Genomic DNA, 17,303 nt, shown 5'->3' with positions numbered 1-17,303 from the left:
CTAATCTCTTTCTTATACGGCTCTAATACCATGGTAGTATGTTTGTTTTAGAAATTTAGAATGCATGAAAACAGTCCTTATTCCTACTGATTTTAGCGAGAAATCATTACAGCTTATAAAAAATGCTGTATTACATTATCCCGAAGAATCTATAAAACTTGTTCTGGCAACGGGCTACAAAACCTCTACTGTTAATTGCTACACAAAATCTAAATTAATTTCAATTATATCAGATAAGCAATTTCATAACCTGTTATCGGATATAAAATTAGAACATGGAAGTAAAATTTCAAATGTTAAAATAGATCTGTACACAGGAAAGACAAATGAAGATTTTAAAAGTTTTTTAGAAACACATCGTATTGAAGCGGCTATAATTCCTAAAAACAAATTAACACAGTTTCCTAATAACAAATGTTTTAACATCTGCGACTTAATTCATTCATTTTCTCCAAATGTATCACGTGTAGATTATGAATCTGACGAGAACACATCACAAAAACGATCTGTTTTTCAGAAACTTAAAGCTCAATTCAGTTAAAATAATAATAATAATTATAAATTAATAATCAAAAGAAGAAATAACATATGAAAAATTTTAGTACTAAATATTTAAAATCCGATTTAAAGTCTGGTTTAGTAGTCTTTTTAGTCGCCTTACCATTGTGTTTGGGAATTGCTCTTGCCAGTGGCGCTCCCCTATTCGCTGGTATTATCTCTGGTGTTATTGGAGGTATTGTAGTAGGTATTTTTAGCGGATCTAATTTAAGTGTCTCTGGACCTGCTGCGGGATTAACAGCAATTGTTTTAACTGCCATTGCAACCCTTGGATCTTGGGAAGCCTTTTTATTAGCCGGTTTAATTGCAGGAATTATCCAGTTAATTTTAGGTTTTTTAAAAGCCGGTATTATCTCTAACTACTTACCATCTAATGTTATTGAAGGGATGTTAGCTGCCATTGGTATTATAATTATTTTAACGCAATTACCACATGCCGTTGGATTTGACTCGATTAACGAAGGTGATTTTTTTCACATTAATAAAGCGGGAAAACACGATATGTTTTCTACTGTAATAGACAGTATTAATTTCATGCATTTAGGAGCCATTATTGTTGTTTTGGTATCTTTAGGTATAATTATAGCCTTTACTAAAGTTCCGTTCTTAAAGAAAATTAAATCTATACCAAGCTCTTTAGTTGCAGTTGTTGCTGGTGTTGCCATTAACGAAACGTTTATCGCAACAGGATCTCCTTTAGCGATTACACCTGCACATTTAGTAAGTCTACCAGTCCCAGAATCTTTCGATGCTTTTAAGTCTCAATTTAGTCTTCCTGATTTTTCTCAAATAGGAAATATAAACATCTGGATTACTGCTCTAACCATTGCTGCTGTAGCAAGTATTGAAACCTTGTTATGTATTGAAGCTTCAGATAAGTTAGATCCTTTAAAAAGATACTCTAACACCAACACAGAATTAAAAGCACAAGGTATTGGTAACATTATTAGTAGTATGATTGGTGGTTTACCCATGACATCTGTAATTGTAAGATCTTCTGCAAACGTAAATTCTGGAGGACGCACAAAATTATCAGCCATTTCTCATGGTGTTTTTTTACTTGTCGCTGTGGTTGCAATTCCAACCGTTTTAAATAAAATTCCGTTAGCGTCTTTAGCTGCTGTACTTATTGCTGTAGGATTTAAATTAGCAAGTCCTAAAGTGTTTATACACATGTGGAATAACAGTAAGAAATTTCAATTTATTCCGTTTGTTGTCACTGTAATTGCTGTTGTGTTTACTGATTTATTAAAAGGTGTTGGAATTGGTATGGCTGTGAGTATTTTCTTCATCTTAAGAGGGAATTTAAAGCTAGCTTATTTCTTTAAGAGAGAGAATCATACTGAAGGAAAAACCATACAAATGGAGCTTGCTCAGGAGGTGTCTTTCTTAAATAAAGCAGCAATCAAACAAACGTTTGCACACTTACCTAGTGATAGCCGCATAGTCGTAGATGCCTCAAACACAGTATATATAGATCACGACGTGCTACAACTGATAAAAGACTTTGTGAATTTTGGTTGTAAGGATAAAAATATTAATGTATATTTGATAGGATTTCGAAAAGAATATAAAATAGAAAATTCCACTAACCATGTCACTACAGTCTTGTCAGATAATGATGATAAAGTTGCTTTACATGAAATTGAAGAAGGCCTTAAAATTCCTTCAAATATTTTAAAAGTTAAGGAGTTGACCAAAGCAGGATAATGTTTTAAAAATACACTATATAAAAGTCTATAACTATCTGTTTTTTTGATAGCTATAGACTTTTTTTTATTATAAAAAATTAAGAACCTATGAAAGAAAAGTTAAATGATTTATTAGTCAAGCCAATAGCAAAATTTGTCCAAGTTGAAAGCTTTGGAGGCATACTTCTTTTTTCTGCTGCAGTTATAGCTCTAATTTGGGCCAACTCACCGCTTTCAGATTCTTATGTTGCGCTTTGGAATTATGAGATTGGATTTGAGTTTGGTGAGTTTCACCTTTCTCACCACCTCTTACATTGGGTGAATGATGGTTTAATGGTGATTTTCTTTTTTGTAATCGGTTTAGAAATAAAACGAGAAATCTTATTAGGAGAATTAAATAGTTTAAAAAAGGCTTCTCTTCCTATTTTTGCGGCCTTAGGAGGTGTTTTTGTGCCTATTGGAATATTCTTAGCATTAAATGCTAATCCTGAAACTCATGCAGGTTGGGGAATACCAATGGCTACAGATATTGCTTTCTCTTTAGCAATACTTCAATTATTAGGAAAACGTGTGCCTATTGCCTTAAAAATATTTTTAACAGCATTTGCTATTGTAGACGATTTAGTTGCTGTATTAGCCATTGCATTATTCTATAGTAATGACATTGATTGGAATGCTATTTTATATTCTTTAATACCTCTAGCTATTTTAGCATACTTAGGCTGGAAAGGATATTATTACAAATACGTGTATTTAGCCTTAGGAATTGCAATCTGGTTCTTGTTCTTAACTTCTGGAATACACCCAACAATTGCTGGTATTCTAATTGCACTAACGGTGCCAATTAAACAAAAAATAGGGATGAATTTTAGTATGTCTAAAATAGAATCTATTGCAACAACTTTAATAAACAGACCCAATAGTAATAGTCCTATTCTTTCTCATGAAGAAATTAATTTAATAGGAAGTATTCAATCTTTATCTGGACGTGTACAATCACCATTACAGCATTTAGAACATAAATTTCATGGTTGGGTTGCTTATTTTATTATGCCTGTTTTTGCGCTATCTAACGCTGGTATTGTATTTAATGATGTCGCGCATTTAGATTTCGCGTTATCTTCTCATATTGCCATAGCCTTAATTTTCGGAAAATGTATTGGCGTTGTATCATTCTCTTATTTAGCTGTTAAATTAGGTATTGCTGCTTTTCCTGCTAGTGCCAAATTTAAACACATATTAGGTATTGGATTCTTAGCCGGTGTTGGATTTACAATGTCCATATTTGTATCTAACTTAGCATTTCACTCTAATTTATTGTACCAAGATGCTGCCAAAGTCGGAATCTTTATAGGATCTACAGTTGCTGGATTAATTGGTTACTTTATACTAAAATCTATAAAACCTTCTGAAGACACTGAAGAGGTTAAAGATGTACACTAAATAATACACATATTACTTATACATATAAAAAAAGCGACCTAATCAGGTCGCTTTTTTATTACAATTTATTTTAAAGTGCTTAAGACGGTATTTGCTGACTTAAACAGTGTAGAGTTCCAAATCCCCAAATAAGATCAATAGCACTCATACCAATCACTTCTCTGTCAGGAAAACAATCTGCTATAATATTTAAAGCGACACGATCTTTACTATCATTAAATGTTGGTACTAAAACGGTTTTATTCAGAATTAAAAAGTTAGCATAACTCGCCGGTATTTGTAGACCGTCAAAAAACAACGGTTTAGGCATTGGTAATGTTACAATATTTGGCATTTTACCAGTTTCTAACTTAGATGCTTGTAAACGCTTTAAATTATCCTGTAACGCCTTGTAATTAGGATCTTCTGGATTGTCTTCTACAACCGTAATTATTGTATCGGCATTTACAAAACGACACAAATCATCAATATGACCGTGAGTATCATCGCCTACGATGCCATCACCCAACCAAATTACGTTTGTTATTCCTAAATAGTCTTTAAAAATAGCTTCGTAATCGGCTTTAGTAAAGTTTTTATTTCTGACTTGAATTGTTGGATCTAGCAAACATTCTTCAGAAGTTAACAACGTCCCTTTTCCGTTAGTATCTATCGCACCACCTTCTAAAACAACAGGTTTTCCGTTATACATAACTTGAACTAAAGGCGCTTTAATAGTTTCTGAAACGATCTTAGGCACACCACGATCTAATGTATGATTTGCATATTTAGCCCAACCATTAAAGTTGAAATTTAAAGCAATACGCTCACCATCTTTTTTAACTATTATGGGTCCAGAATCACGCATCCAACTTCTATTTGTTTTATGAAGTATATAATTAATAGACTTCATGTTAACATATGCTAATTCAAGTTTCTCATGAACTTGTTCTTGCTGAACTTCACTAGTCACAACTAAGAACACTTTTTCTACTTGAGCCACCTTTTTAATGAACTCCACAAATGCCCATTGTATGGCTTGAAATTTTCCTGGCCAATCATTTCCGTTATACGGAAAACACAACAACACGCCTTCTTGGTCTTCCCATTCTGCTGGAAACCGATATGTAGATGACTCCATAATTAATCTATTGCACGTTTAGTAATATCTCCAAAAGCATCAATACGGCGATCTCTAAAAAATGGCCAATTCTGACGCACGTTTTCTTGTAAATCTAAATCGACTTCTGCAATTAAAATCTCTTCTTGATCGTGAGAAGCTTGTGCTAAAATTTCACCTTGAGGACCTGCAATAAATGAAGAACCCCAAAACTGAATACCATCTGTACCTGGTAAATATTGCTCTAGTCCAATACGATTAGCAGCAGCAACAAATACACCATTTGCAACAGCATGTCCTTTCATGACATTCATCCATGCACCATGCTGGTTTTCTCCGTACTCTTCTTTTTCTTGAGGATGCCAACCAATAGCAGTTGGATAAAATAAGACTTCGGCTCCTTTTAAAGCGGTAAGACGTGCTGCTTCAGGATACCATTGATCCCAACAGATTAAAGTTCCAACCTTTCCTTTTTTAGTTTGAATAGCTTGGAACCCTAAATCTCCAGGAGTAAAATAGAATTTTTCATAGAAATGAGGATCGTCTGGAATATGCATTTTTCTATACAATCCAGCTTCTGTTCCATCAGTATCAATAATATAGGCACTATTATGATAAATTCCTGCCATACGTTTTTCGAAAAACGGCACGATAATAACAACTCCTAATTCCTTTGCTAAAGCACTAAACGCTATAAAAGACGTGCTGTATAACGGTTCTGCGAAAGCAAAATTATCGACATCTTCACTCTGACAAAAATAATGACTACTGTATAATTCTGGTAAAAGAATAACCTCTGCACCTTGATTAGCTGCATCTCTCACCCAACTTAAACATTTCTTTAAGTTGTTTTCAGCAACGTCGTTCAGGTTTAACTGAACGACGGCTATTTTATATTTTTTTAATGACATAACTCTTATAATTATAGTGTAAATGTAACTATTTTATAAAAGTGAAATTATAAAAAATATTTTATGAATTCACATTAACTTTCTCTGTTTTAGTGAAATATTTTTTTCTGAACCAAAAAGAAACCTTTACCAATAGAATTAAGGCTGGCACCTCTACTAATGGTCCGATAACACCTGTAAATGCTTGACCAGAATTTAATCCGAACACAGCAATAGCAACTGCTATGGCTAATTCAAAGTTATTCCCTGCTGCTGTAAAGGCAATTGCTGCTGTTTTATCGTATGTTGCTCCTGCGGCTTTACTAACAAAAAATCCGATTAAGAACATTATAGCAAAATACACTAATAAAGGCACTGCAATAATGACAACATCCATTGGAATTTCTACAATAAGCTCTCCTTTTAATGAAAACATTACAACAATTGTAAATAATAAAGCAACCAATGTTAATGGTGAAATTGCTGGAATAAATTTAGTAGTGTACCAGGTTTCTCCTTTTGCTTTCACTAAAATAAATCGGCTTAAAAACCCTAATACAAACGGAATACCTAAGTAAATAGCAACACTCTCTGCAATGGTTGCAATAGAAATATCTACAATAGCGCCTTCAAACCCAAAAAATGGTGGTAAAACAGTAATAAAAATCCAAGCATAAAAACTATATCCAAATACTTGAAAAATACTATTTAAAGCAACTAAACCTGCTCCATATTCACTGCTTCCTTCTGCTAAATCGTTCCAAACTAAAACCATAGCAATACAACGCGCTAAACCAATTAAAATTAATCCCACCATGTATTCTGGGTAATCTCTTAAAAAGGTAATCGCTAAAAAGAACATTAAAAACGGACCAACAATCCAGTTTAAAACTAACGATATAGATAAGACTTTTACATCTTTAAAAACTTTAGGTAATAAAGCATAATTTACTTTAGCTAAAGGCGGATACATCATTAAAATTAAACCAATAGCGATCGGAATATTTGTGGTTCCTTGACTATAAGAATTTATAACATTTGGGATTTGAGGAAAGAAATACCCTACTCCTACTCCTATTAACATAGCAAGGAAAATCCATAGCGTTAGATAATTATCTAACAAACTCAATTTTTTCATTTTAGACATAACTACTTAATTTTAGAAAATACGTAAAACATTTCTTGTCCAATTTGTAAACTTCTTTCATTATACTTCTCTGCTTGTTGCGGTGTATTATCGAAAGCTTTTGGATCTTCAAACGTAATTGGAATACGTTTTTGCGCTCCTGCAATAAACGGACAACCTTGATCTGCTTGAGAACACGTCATAATCGCTGCAAATTCAGATTCGGGATTAAAAGCATCATCAAAACGCTTAGAAAATCCTACTACTGGAGCCTGATTATCATCAAATTTAACAGCGTAAACAGGATTATCTTCTTTAGATAATTGCTGAATATTAAAACCGTTATTCGCCAACGTTTCTGCAACCATAGGAAACATTGCTGTAGCTTCTGTTCCTCCAGAATAGCAATACACTTGTTTTATGTTAAAATGATGTGCTGCAGCTTGCGACCATACTTGAGATAAATGACTACGTCTGGAATTATGCGTGCAAATAAAATTCAATCTAATTTCAGATTGTGTTGCATGTTTGTCTTGAATAAAATCGACTAATGGTTGTAATATCTGCTTTCGGGCTTCACTTATTTGTGAAAAATCGAAGCTTTCTATGTAGTTAGAAATTTTTGTATTCATAATCTATATTTTAGCAACATCCAGATCCAGGAGCGCATGTATTTGCAGGTGTTGTTAATTCTTTTAAGTTTCTTTTTGGCTTTTCTTGAGAAATTCCACAACTATCTTTAGCCAAACAATCTGTGAATTTTGATGTTAATTGAAACACACCATCTTTAATATCTAAGTTATATTTTTGAATGGTTTCGCCTTGATATTCAACTTCTATTTCTAAGTTGTCGTCTAAACCTAAAACACGCTCAGATAATTCTATAATAGAAACTAATTTTTCAGGATGTAAACGATGATCGTAATCATTTGCTTCCCATAATTGAAAATTCGCAACAGATTCTTGTCTTTCCGTTCCGCCACAATCAATAAAGTTTTTAACTACTTTACCAACTTCTGTTACATGAAAATGACTAGGTACTAATCCGCCATTTGGTAACTGAAAAGCAATTTGATTTAGTTTTTCTAAATGATTTTTAATTTCTGATACTGTCATATTTCTTTATTTTATTAATAGTAATATTACGATGAATGATTTCAATTTTTTTTAACAACAATCTGTTTCTGAACATGGTAAACCTTGATCGAAAAACAGGTTTAACATGGTTTGAATAGATTTCCATTTTTCAATATCTATACAATAACATACGCTTGTTCCTTCTATGGTTCCCTTTATAAAACCTGCATTTTTTAATTCTTTTAAATGCTGAGAAATTGTAGGCTGAGCCAATCCAATTTCATCAACTAAATCACCACAAACGCAAGTATTAGACTTTATTAAATATTCTAAAATACTTATTCTAGCCGGATGCCCTAAGACTTTTGCAATCTTAGCCATCTCATTTTGCTTGTCTGAAAATATTTCTGATTTAGTGATTCCCATGCTTCTTTTATTTATTCATTGCAATATTACGATAAATTAGATTTGAATCAAAAAAAAGATAGCTTTTTAACTATCTCTTAATATTTAAATCTTATAAAAATGTCTACCAATCTATAGGCATATAATCTTTTAAAAACTTACCACACCAGTGTTTTCCAGTGTTTATACCATCTATTAGTGGGTCCATAACACGAGCAGCACCATCTACAATATCTAACGGTGGCTGAAAATCGTGCTCTTCAACTTTACGTTTAGATAACTCTGCAGGATCTTCATCTGTAACCCAACCCGTATCTACAGCATTCATATAAATACCATCTTTAGCTAAAGTTGCAGCAGCAGTATGCGTCATCATATTTAAAGCCGCTTTTGCCATATTGGTATGCGGATGACGATCTTCTTTATGAAAACGGTGAAATTTACCTTCCATAGCCGTAACGTTTATAATATGCTTTTCTCCCGTATTTTCTTTTTGCATAATTGGAGCTAAACGGTTACACAATACAAAAGGTGCAACAGCATTTACCAACTGAACTTCTACCATTTCTGTAGTTTCAATTTCTCCTAATTTTAATCGCCAACTGTTGGTTTTACGCAAATCTACTTGTTGTAAATCGACATCCAACTCCCCTTCTGGGAATACTTCACTTGTTTGTAAAGAATTATCGAAACTATACGGTATTTGAGATAATTTAGCAGAAGCTCTTAACCCAATTCCAGGTTCTGGACCATGCCAAGTTACAGGCATATTTTTGTTATCTGAAGCCGTTTGTGTAAGTGATTTTAATTCATGAATACAATCTAAATGATCTTTTAAAACACTTTGAGCAAATTTTGGTAATTGGTCTACAGGCATTTCTTCTGTAGCCATTAAATGCTTATAAAAACCTGCAGGACGTCTTACGGTTTGCGCTGCATTATTAATTAAAATGTCTAATCTATCGTATTTCTGTTCTATATAATTACAAAAAATCTCTACACTTGGTATGTGTCTTAAATCTAAACCATGTACATGCAATCTGTGTCCCCATTCTGTAAAATCGCTTTCTTTAGAAAATCGCAATGCAGAATCTGCAGGGAAACGTGTAGTTGCAACAACTGTTGCTCCAGAACGCAATAACATTAATGTAATGTGATATCCTATTTTTAAACGCGATCCCGTAACTACGGCAACTTGGTTTTTTAAATCGGCTGTTTGAAAACGTTTTGCATAATTAAAATCACCACATTCTGTACACATCGTGTCGTAAAAATGATGCAGTTTAGTGTATACTTTTTTACAGACATAACAGTTTCTAGGCGATTCCAACTCTAAGTCCTTATCCTCTTTTTTAGTAAGATCTATTAATTTAGGCGCTACAAAAATAGGATTTTCACGAGCAGAACGAATTCCTGTTTCTTTACGTGCGTGTTTATCGCGCTCAATCATTTTACGTTTGGCTGCTTTTTTAGCATCCTTACGTCTTTTTTGAAATTCGTCTCTATTTGGACGTGTAATTTGTCCGGCGGCTTTCATTAAAGCAATACGTTTCTCTTCAGGAAGTTCGAACAACTGATTTGTATTGTCTACTAATTTTTCAAGCATAGCAATACAAACATCAATCTGGTCTTGATTTAATTCTGTGTTTTTATCTTCTTTGGGTTCTGTCATGGTATTACACTTTAAGCGCGCAAATATAGTTTTAATTTTAGATGAATACTGAATTTAAAAGGTACTAAATCTAGTTTATTCACATAAAAAAGCACAGTTTATACAACTGTGCTCCTCTTTATTTATTATAAAATGAAATGTGAAATTTAAAAAATTAAGGATTTGTAGACCAAATACTAGATTCTTTAATAAACACACGTCTATTTAATTTTAATTGAGATACAACTAATTCTGCAAAATCTTCAGCTTGCATTACGCGTTCTGGGTTTCCATCTGTTAATTTTAATTCTACAGACATATCTGTTGCTACTGTACTTGGAGTAATTGCTGTAACACGAATATTATGTTTTCTAACTTCTTTCATTAAAGATTCAGAAAGTCCTAATACGGCAAATTTAGATGTACTGTAAGCACTTGTCATCGCATTACCATTTAAACCAGCTGTAGATGATACATTAATAATGTCTCCAAATTTATTATCAATCATTTGTGGTAAAAATGCTCTAGTAACGTAATACATTCCCATAACGTTTACCTTAATAATCTGTTCCCATTCGTCTGCTTCTAATTCCATGAACGAACCAAATTTAGCGATGCCAGCGTTATTAATTAAAATATCTATTTTTCCAAACTCACCTAAAACCGTTTTTGCTGCTGCATTTACTTCGTCTATAGAAGACACATCTGCAGTAACCGTCATGGCTTCTACTCCAAATGTTTTAACTTCTTTAGCTACAGCTTCAATACCTTTAGTTGTACGAGCCAATAAAGCAACGTGTACACCTTCTGCTGCTAATGCTAACGCCATCGCTTTTCCAAGACCTTTACCTGCTCCTGTAATTAATGCGCGTTGTCCTTTTAATGATTCCATATTTATATTTTTTATTCTTATTATAATCCTCTTCAAAAATAGACATAAAAACACTTTTTTAAAAACAATTCACGTTGTGTTTGCGTTAAAAACAATGGCAAATAGATTATAAAAGACGTTTTATCTTTTATAATTTTGATTGCGCTTATAGATTATGACAGCATTTTAACTGTAAAATCATATAAACTTCTTTTTTTTATCATTTTTTTAAGGTCTTATCCTACAAGGAATCAAATATTTAGACTTTAAATGTTAAAAAAATACTTTTTTATATAAACTATAAGCCTATTTTTAGCGTAGATATAATAAATCAAAATAAACAATTATGAAAAGAATTTCAATCGGAGTATTCGCTTTATGTTTAATGGCTTCTTGTGTTTCTAAGAAAAAATATGTTGCCTTAGAGCAAGAAAATGGTGAAATTAAAAGTGAGTTAACAAAAACTACTGTAGAAAAAGAAGACTTAGAAGCTAAGTTTAGCGAAATACAATCTCGTGTAAATGCTTACAACTCTAAAATAAGTTCATTAACAGAAGAAAACGATTCTAAATTAGTTGCTGTAGGTGATGTTGCTGTTATTTCTAACGATACTAAAAAGAAAATGTTATCGACATTAGAACATGTAGATCCTGCTAAATTAAGTGAAGCAAAAACGCTTAAAGATTCTATGAATCTTGCAATATCTTATAATTTACAGAAATCTTTAGACACTAGCGAATTTAGTGAAGAAGATGATATTGCTATCGATATTAACGAAACTGTAGTTATGATTTCTATTTCTGATAAAATGCTTTTCAACACAGCTAGTTATAGAGTAAGCAGTAAAGCAAACGACATTTTACAAAAATTAGCAGATGTTATTAATTCTGAGCCAAGCATTGAAGTTATGGTAGAAGGACATACAGATTCTAGAAGCATAAATACGGGTGCTATTAAAGATAACTGGGATTTAAGTGTTTTAAGAGCAACATCTGTAGTGCGTAAATTACAAGATGATTATGCTGTAGCTCCAGAAAAAATGATTGCTGCTGGTCGTAGTAGTTACCACCCTATTGCAGAAAACGATACTAAAGAAAATCGTTCTAAAAACAGAAGAACACGTATTGTAATTCTTCCAAACATTAATAAATTTTTTGCCTTAATGGATTCTAACAAATAATTAAGCAATACCATATTATAAAAAAAAGACTGCCAAAGGGCAGTCTTTTTTTTTGGCATCAATTCGGCTAACTAAAACCTATTTTCTTAAAAAGATATAACAACCCATTTTGCTTTAGTATATTTGAAAAAAAAATTACTTTTTATGAATTCATTATTAAAAATACTTCGTGTTATTGGCTTCCTAGAAGGAATCTCTTACCTTCTTTTATTAGGCGTTGCTGTACCTATAAAATACTTGCTACACGATCCTCAATACGTAAAACTATTAGGAATGCCACATGGTTTATTATTTGTGGCTTATGTTGTTTTAGCAATTTTAGTTGGTACAGAATTAAAATGGAATAAAAAAACATTAGGTTTTGTTTTACTAGCGTCTATTGTGCCTTTTGGAACATTTATTGCAGATAAAAAGTACTTTAAACTTGCTTTATAAATGGAAAAATTTACACATTATTTTTACGACCATTTTACACAATTAGACTTTTCAGACGGTTCTGCAAAGTATCTTAATATGCTTACCCTTTTTGTTATTTTATTAGTCATTGTTTTTCTGTCTGATTTTATAGCAAGGAAAATATTACTGCAAGCATTTTCTTCTTTTGCGGCAAAATCTAAAACAAAATTCGATGACCTTTTAGTTAACCATAAAGTACCTAGAAACGTTGCACATGTTGTGCCTTTAATTCTTACATTAAAGTGTTTACCTATTGTATTTTCAGACTTTCCTCATTTTGAAAGTGCCGTTGAATTAATGCTACAACTCTATTGTGTTATTCTTGTACTCTGGATAATTAGAAGCATATTAAACACCTTAGAATCTTATTTTAAAACGCTTCCTAGACTAAAAGACAAACCAATAGATAGCTACATACAAGTACTTATGCTATTTCTTTGGTTGGTAGGTATTGGATTAATTTTTGTAATGCTTACAGGGATTGATGTTAAAACCTTCTTCACTACTTTAGGAGCTGCTTCTGCTGTTTTTCTTTTAATATTTAAAGACACTATTCTTGGTTTTGTTGCCAGTATACAAGTCGCTATTAATGATACCGTAAGAATTGGAGATTGGATTACCATGGAAAAATTTGGTGCAGACGGAGATGTTATTGAAATTAATCTGAATACGCTTCAGGTTCAAAATTTTGATATGACTATTACAAACATACCAACTTATGCTTTAATTTCTGAATCTTTTAAAAACTGGAGAGGAATGAGTAATGCTGGAGGTAGAAGAATTAAACGTGCCATTATTATTAAAGCAAAAAGTGTTCATTATTTAACAGATGATAAAGTTGAAGAACTTAAAAAAATCGAACTATTAACAGAGTATATAACACAAAGACAAGAAGATATTACAACATATAACACCGTTAACAAAACAGATAAATCGATGCTTATAAACGGTAGAAACATGACTAATTTAGGTGTCTTTAGAAAGTATATTCAAAATTATATTGAAAATCACTCGGCTATAAATAAAGACATGACAATTATGACACGTCAATTAGCACCTACACCACAAGGACTTCCGTTAGAAATTTATGCCTTTAGTAGCGATAAACGCTGGCAAAACTACGAATATATTATGTCTGATATATTTGACCACAGTATTGCCGCTGTTCCCTATTTTGATTTAGAAATTTATGAGTTATCAAATTATATTCCTGAATCTTAATTTAAATAAAAAGTATAAAAAAAGTCGAGCTAAATGCTCGACTTTTTATTTTAAAAATATTCTTTATTTCTTGTAATTAAAGGTTCTAATTTGCTTGCGCTTTAGCATCTTCAATCATGTCCTTATTTGCAGAAACACCTATTTCTACACGTCTGTTCTTAGAACGTCCTTCTTCAGTTGTATTATCAAATCTAGGTCTTGTTTCTCCATAAGCAGTAACTTCAAAACGATTTGATGTCACACCTTTGTTTTGTAAATAAGAAACAACAGATTGTGCTCTTTTCTCAGACAATGTCATATTATAATCTTCACTCCCAGTACTATCTGTATGTCCTTCAACCAATAAATTAGTATCAGGAAACTCTAAAAATACATCTGCAATAGCATCTAAATTTTCTTTTGCTTTAGTTGTTAACTCTGCTTTATTCGTAGCAAATGTTACACCACTATTTTCATCAAAAACCACTTGAATCCCTTCTCCTACTCGTTTTACTTCTGCTCCAGGCAAGGCTTCTTCTATTTTATCTGCTTGCTTGTCCATACTGTTACCAATAAGTCCTCCTGCAGCACCACCTACGGCAGCTCCAATAAGTGCTCCCGTAATATTTCCTCCAATAAGACCACCAATTAATGCGCCACCGGCTACACCAACTCCTGCTCCTTTTTGAGTGCTATTTGCATTTTTAATGGCATTGCAACTCACAAAAGATAATGAGAACATTAATGCTATAGCAATTAATATACTTGTTGATTTTTTCATGTTTACAATTTTTGATATTATAATTCTATACTATCTGATGTTTTATTAAATGTCATAATAACATCAAACGGATTTCCTTCATATTCTGAAGGCACTTTAATAATCATCATGCTATCACTAATTTCTTGAATTGAAGCACGATAACCTGATTTTACATTTTTAGCCTTAATATCTTCTCCTACATATTTAAACTGAAATTGTGTATATCCGTCTGCGCCTTCTAAAAACGACCAATGTATAGGCTGAGTATAGGCTTCGCATACAGAACTATTTACACGTGTAGAAAACTTACCAGATCCATTATTAGGTATAAAGAAAGACCCATTCTCCTCCCTTAAAGCAAGAAGAGTCTGCTAAATCGAATAAAAACGCCTTGTATAATCCTTTGTCTCCAATAAATTTAATATTAGATACTTCCCAAGTCCCTTTTAACATTTTTTTACTTGGCTTACTTGCCGTTGTAGACTTAGATCCTGAGCATGAAAACACTAGGAGCGCTAAAGTCATGTAAATAAACTTTTTCATGTGGTTATTTTTATTAAATTAATAGTCTTCTAAATTAATTATAAAACTAACTTTTTAAGATCGTCCATAAAATCTAGAAATACACTTCTTAATTATTCGTCACCTAAACGATTCTTCACAAATTCAATTTCGGTTTTACCATGTGGTTTAGACTTACCATCTTCACCTAAGTTTACCATTATAATATTAGCGACACGAATAATGGTTTCTCTTGTCATTTTATTTCTAACCTCACATTTTAAAGTTAAAGACGATTTTCCAAATTTTTCAACAGCAATTCCTATTTCAACAATGTCTCCTTGTTCTGCAGAGCTCATAAAATTGATTTCAGACATAAATTTTGTAACAACTTTTGTGTTTTCTAATTGAATAATTGAATACAAAGCAGCTTCCTCATCTATCCATGCCAAAAGTCGACCTCCAAACAATGTTCCGTTTGCATTTAAATCTTCGGGTTTTACCCATTTTCTAGTGTGAAATCTCATAATTATTATTTTTGGGTGCAAAGATAAATTATTAATTGTTCATAACAAGGTTAACAAGTAATAGCGTTCATAAAAATATTGATGGAGATAATTAATATTTTTAGTAAAACTGTTTAATATTATGACAACAAGACACAACAATCTTAAAGCCATTCGTCCTGCAACCTCCTTTGGAAAGCTTAGTGAAGACATGAGTAATGAAGAACGTTTTCAGAACGAAACATTACGACCAATTATTAAACTTCAGAAAGATTTATTTGTAGAAGTACTTAAAAACTATTTTAAAAAACACAAAGACAAGTTCTATGATTTAAGTGTTCCTAAAAAAATTATCTACATTGAAAACAGCATTCAAAAAGACATTAAATTTCGAAACTCCATTAAAGGGATGATTATTGGTTTGTTTACTATTGAAGAGTACACACTATACATTAAAAACTCTTCTGCTTTAAATAAACGTATGATGAATATTGTAAAAAAACAACTTATTGATAATATACAAATTTTTGATAATCAATTAATTGAATCTGTTTAATTAAACAATCACAACATATTTATTATATGAGCGATTCTCCATTAATATTTGTAGTTAACACATCGCTCATATAATTAAAATAAGGTCTAATAACCTTAAATGAATTATTTATTTCCTCTAAAAAGTTTGGAGAAAGCACCTCTTTATCTGTAAATTTTCTAGTAAAAATAAATTGCTTTTTTCTTATAAGATCAATATCAGGATGGTTTTTATCGAAACCTTTTGGCGCTGTTTTAAGTTCATCTCCTTCAATTGTTCCCCAAGTAGATTTAAAGGTTGAGTCTCCTATAATTTCTCTCATTTCCTGAGCATCTACTTCAAATTCTTTTCTAATACGTAATAAATCTTCCTTATTTGGGTCCCAAAAACCAGTTGCAATAAAAGATTGATTATTGGGCTGTATTTGTAAATAATAACCCCCTCTTAATAGTGGTTTTGCCCGATGTATAGATCCTCCAAAATGGGTTTTATAAGGCACCTTATTTTTAGAAAAGCGTACATCTCTATAAATTCTAAACACTTTAACAGCATCTACTTCATCATGAGTTTTTACTAGTGTAAAAAGTTCATTATACACCGCCTTCATTTCTGCTTCTACAGTTCTAAATTCAGTTTTATGTTCCTGAAACCATACTCTGTCATTATTTTTTTCGAGTGCATTTAAGAAATCAAGTATGTTTTTAGAAATCATGTATCTGTATTTTATTGGGATAAAGATATAAAAAAGCCCCAGTAAACTGAGGCCTTAATGTGTTAAAACAACGACTTAATTTATTGTACTAGAACATAAATTTTAGATACAATTTCATTAGAATTATTATCAAATTTTTGTACAATAAAATTACCTTTTTCATCGAAAAAACCAATCTCAGTTTGCCCATTATCTGTCATCACAAATTGTGAATTATCGGTATCAGATTGTCTAACTTTAGTTAGTTTAGAGTCTGTAGGATCTGAAATCACAAACCCTTTATCACTCATTATAAACTCTTTAGATTCTCCATCTAATTTATAAGTCATAGATTTATTCTCTAATGTAAACGGACTATTATTAGTAATCTTAACCGTTTCTGTAACTTGGCCTTCTGTAATTAATCTACTTTGATTTATTTTATCTTTATCACTTTCGGCTAATTTAACATCTTGTTCTACACGCCTGTTAATTTCAACTGTGTTTTCTTTAATTTCCTTACCATCATTAACTGTAGTGGTTATGGTTTTAGTTTCGTCTAGGACTTCTTTGGGTACAGTTTGAGCCTGTACCGCAGAAAATCCTAAAAGAATGACTAATCCTAAATATATAAATTTCATATTTTAATTTTTATTAGAT

At 31.9% G+C, this 17,303-nt stretch carries 20 protein-coding genes; 7 read left to right on the top strand and 13 right to left on the bottom strand.

Translation table 11 applies throughout. From position 1 onward, the window contains the following. Positions 1–64: 64 nt before the first annotated feature. The 3 genes from GQR95_RS11275 to nhaA all read left to right on the top strand — a co-directional run bounded on the left by GQR95_RS11275 (position 65) and on the right by nhaA (position 3,692). Positions 65–541 carry a hypothetical protein gene (locus GQR95_RS11275; RefSeq protein ID WP_159023255.1) on the top strand — a complete coding sequence of 159 codons (477 nt, stop codon included), beginning with the start codon at positions 65–67 and terminating at the stop codon, positions 539–541. 47 nt (positions 542–588) lie between these two features. Next, positions 589–2,268, top strand: a complete 1,680-nt coding sequence (locus GQR95_RS11270) for a SulP family inorganic anion transporter (RefSeq protein WP_159023254.1) — start codon at positions 589–591, stop codon at positions 2,266–2,268. 89 nt (positions 2,269–2,357) lie between these two features. Then, complete coding sequence (gene nhaA, locus GQR95_RS11265; RefSeq protein WP_159023253.1) at positions 2,358–3,692, top strand: Na+/H+ antiporter NhaA; 1,335 nt, start codon at positions 2,358–2,360, stop codon at positions 3,690–3,692. Between the two features lie 79 nt (positions 3,693–3,771). Here the strand turns inward: nhaA and GQR95_RS11260 are convergent, their stop codons facing one another. From GQR95_RS11260 to GQR95_RS11225, 8 genes are all read right to left on the bottom strand, one after another. Beyond that, positions 3,772–4,812: an agmatine/peptidylarginine deiminase gene (locus tag GQR95_RS11260; protein ID WP_159023252.1), complete on the bottom strand. Its 1,041-nt coding sequence runs from the start codon at positions 4,810–4,812 to the stop codon at positions 3,772–3,774. A 2-nt stretch (positions 4,813–4,814) separates the two neighbouring features. Beyond that, on the bottom strand, positions 4,815–5,702 hold the full coding sequence (locus tag GQR95_RS11255) for a carbon-nitrogen hydrolase (RefSeq protein WP_159023251.1): 888 nt from the start codon (positions 5,700–5,702) through the stop codon (positions 4,815–4,817). 61 nt (positions 5,703–5,763) lie between these two features. Then, a complete protein-coding gene (arsB, locus tag GQR95_RS11250) occupies positions 5,764–6,828 on the bottom strand; it encodes an ACR3 family arsenite efflux transporter (protein WP_305038391.1) in 1,065 nt (354 codons plus the stop codon). A gap of 2 nt (positions 6,829–6,830) precedes the next feature. Further along, entirely contained in the window at positions 6,831–7,439 is a 609-nt protein-coding gene (locus GQR95_RS11245; protein WP_199269586.1) for a low molecular weight phosphatase family protein, read from the bottom strand. Between the two features lie 10 nt (positions 7,440–7,449). Continuing rightward, positions 7,450–7,923 (bottom strand): DUF6428 family protein, encoded by a 474-nt coding sequence (locus tag GQR95_RS11240; RefSeq protein WP_159023250.1) that lies wholly within the window; start codon positions 7,921–7,923, stop codon positions 7,450–7,452. A 51-nt stretch (positions 7,924–7,974) separates the two neighbouring features. Next, positions 7,975–8,310, bottom strand: a complete 336-nt coding sequence (locus tag GQR95_RS11235) for a helix-turn-helix transcriptional regulator (RefSeq protein ID WP_159023249.1) — start codon at positions 8,308–8,310, stop codon at positions 7,975–7,977. A 103-nt stretch (positions 8,311–8,413) separates the two neighbouring features. Then, on the bottom strand, positions 8,414–9,961 hold the full coding sequence (locus GQR95_RS11230; RefSeq protein WP_159023248.1) for an SDR family NAD(P)-dependent oxidoreductase: 1,548 nt from the start codon (positions 9,959–9,961) through the stop codon (positions 8,414–8,416). 154 nt (positions 9,962–10,115) lie between these two features. Continuing rightward, entirely contained in the window at positions 10,116–10,832 is a 717-nt protein-coding gene (locus GQR95_RS11225) for a 3-ketoacyl-ACP reductase (RefSeq protein WP_159023247.1), read from the bottom strand. Between the two features lie 325 nt (positions 10,833–11,157). Here GQR95_RS11225 and GQR95_RS11220 point away from each other — a divergent pair, with 325 nt between their 5' ends. The 3 genes from GQR95_RS11220 to GQR95_RS11210 all read left to right on the top strand — a co-directional run bounded on the left by GQR95_RS11220 (position 11,158) and on the right by GQR95_RS11210 (position 13,668). Then, complete coding sequence (locus GQR95_RS11220; protein WP_159023246.1) at positions 11,158–11,991, top strand: OmpA family protein; 834 nt, start codon at positions 11,158–11,160, stop codon at positions 11,989–11,991. A 144-nt stretch (positions 11,992–12,135) separates the two neighbouring features. Then, positions 12,136–12,426, top strand: coding sequence for a DUF3817 domain-containing protein (locus tag GQR95_RS11215; protein ID WP_159023245.1), 291 nt, complete (start codon positions 12,136–12,138; stop codon positions 12,424–12,426). Further along, positions 12,427–13,668 (top strand): mechanosensitive ion channel family protein, encoded by a 1,242-nt coding sequence (locus tag GQR95_RS11210; protein ID WP_159023244.1) that lies wholly within the window; start codon positions 12,427–12,429, stop codon positions 13,666–13,668. It abuts the gene before it with no gap. Between the two features lie 85 nt (positions 13,669–13,753). Here GQR95_RS11210 and GQR95_RS11205 read toward each other — a convergent pair whose 3' ends face one another. The 3 genes from GQR95_RS11205 to GQR95_RS11195 form a co-directional block, all read right to left on the bottom strand. After that, positions 13,754–14,428, bottom strand: a complete 675-nt coding sequence (locus GQR95_RS11205) for an OmpA family protein (RefSeq protein ID WP_159023243.1) — start codon at positions 14,426–14,428, stop codon at positions 13,754–13,756. A 303-nt stretch (positions 14,429–14,731) separates the two neighbouring features. Next, positions 14,732–14,953, bottom strand: coding sequence for a hypothetical protein (locus GQR95_RS11200; protein WP_159023242.1), 222 nt, complete (start codon positions 14,951–14,953; stop codon positions 14,732–14,734). A gap of 92 nt (positions 14,954–15,045) precedes the next feature. Continuing rightward, entirely contained in the window at positions 15,046–15,438 is a 393-nt protein-coding gene (locus tag GQR95_RS11195) for an acyl-CoA thioesterase (protein WP_159023241.1), read from the bottom strand. 121 nt (positions 15,439–15,559) lie between these two features. Here GQR95_RS11195 and GQR95_RS11190 point away from each other — a divergent pair, with 121 nt between their 5' ends. Then, positions 15,560–15,973, top strand: coding sequence for a glyoxalase (locus GQR95_RS11190; protein ID WP_159023240.1), 414 nt, complete (start codon positions 15,560–15,562; stop codon positions 15,971–15,973). 22 nt (positions 15,974–15,995) lie between these two features. On the opposite strand, the gene GQR95_RS11185 is transcribed toward GQR95_RS11190, so the two are convergent. Beyond that, a complete protein-coding gene (locus GQR95_RS11185) occupies positions 15,996–16,664 on the bottom strand; it encodes a DUF2461 domain-containing protein (protein ID WP_159023239.1) in 669 nt (222 codons plus the stop codon). A gap of 80 nt (positions 16,665–16,744) precedes the next feature. Then, a complete protein-coding gene (locus GQR95_RS11180; RefSeq protein ID WP_159023238.1) occupies positions 16,745–17,284 on the bottom strand; it encodes a hypothetical protein in 540 nt (179 codons plus the stop codon). Positions 17,285–17,303: the final 19 nt, after the last annotated feature.

Source organism: Formosa sp. L2A11, from assembly GCF_009796865.1.
In the GTDB taxonomy this organism is placed as follows: domain Bacteria; phylum Bacteroidota; class Bacteroidia; order Flavobacteriales; family Flavobacteriaceae; genus Formosa.
The sequence above is the reverse complement of the archived record's forward strand: the minus strand, read 5'-3'. Positions and strand labels throughout refer to the sequence as shown.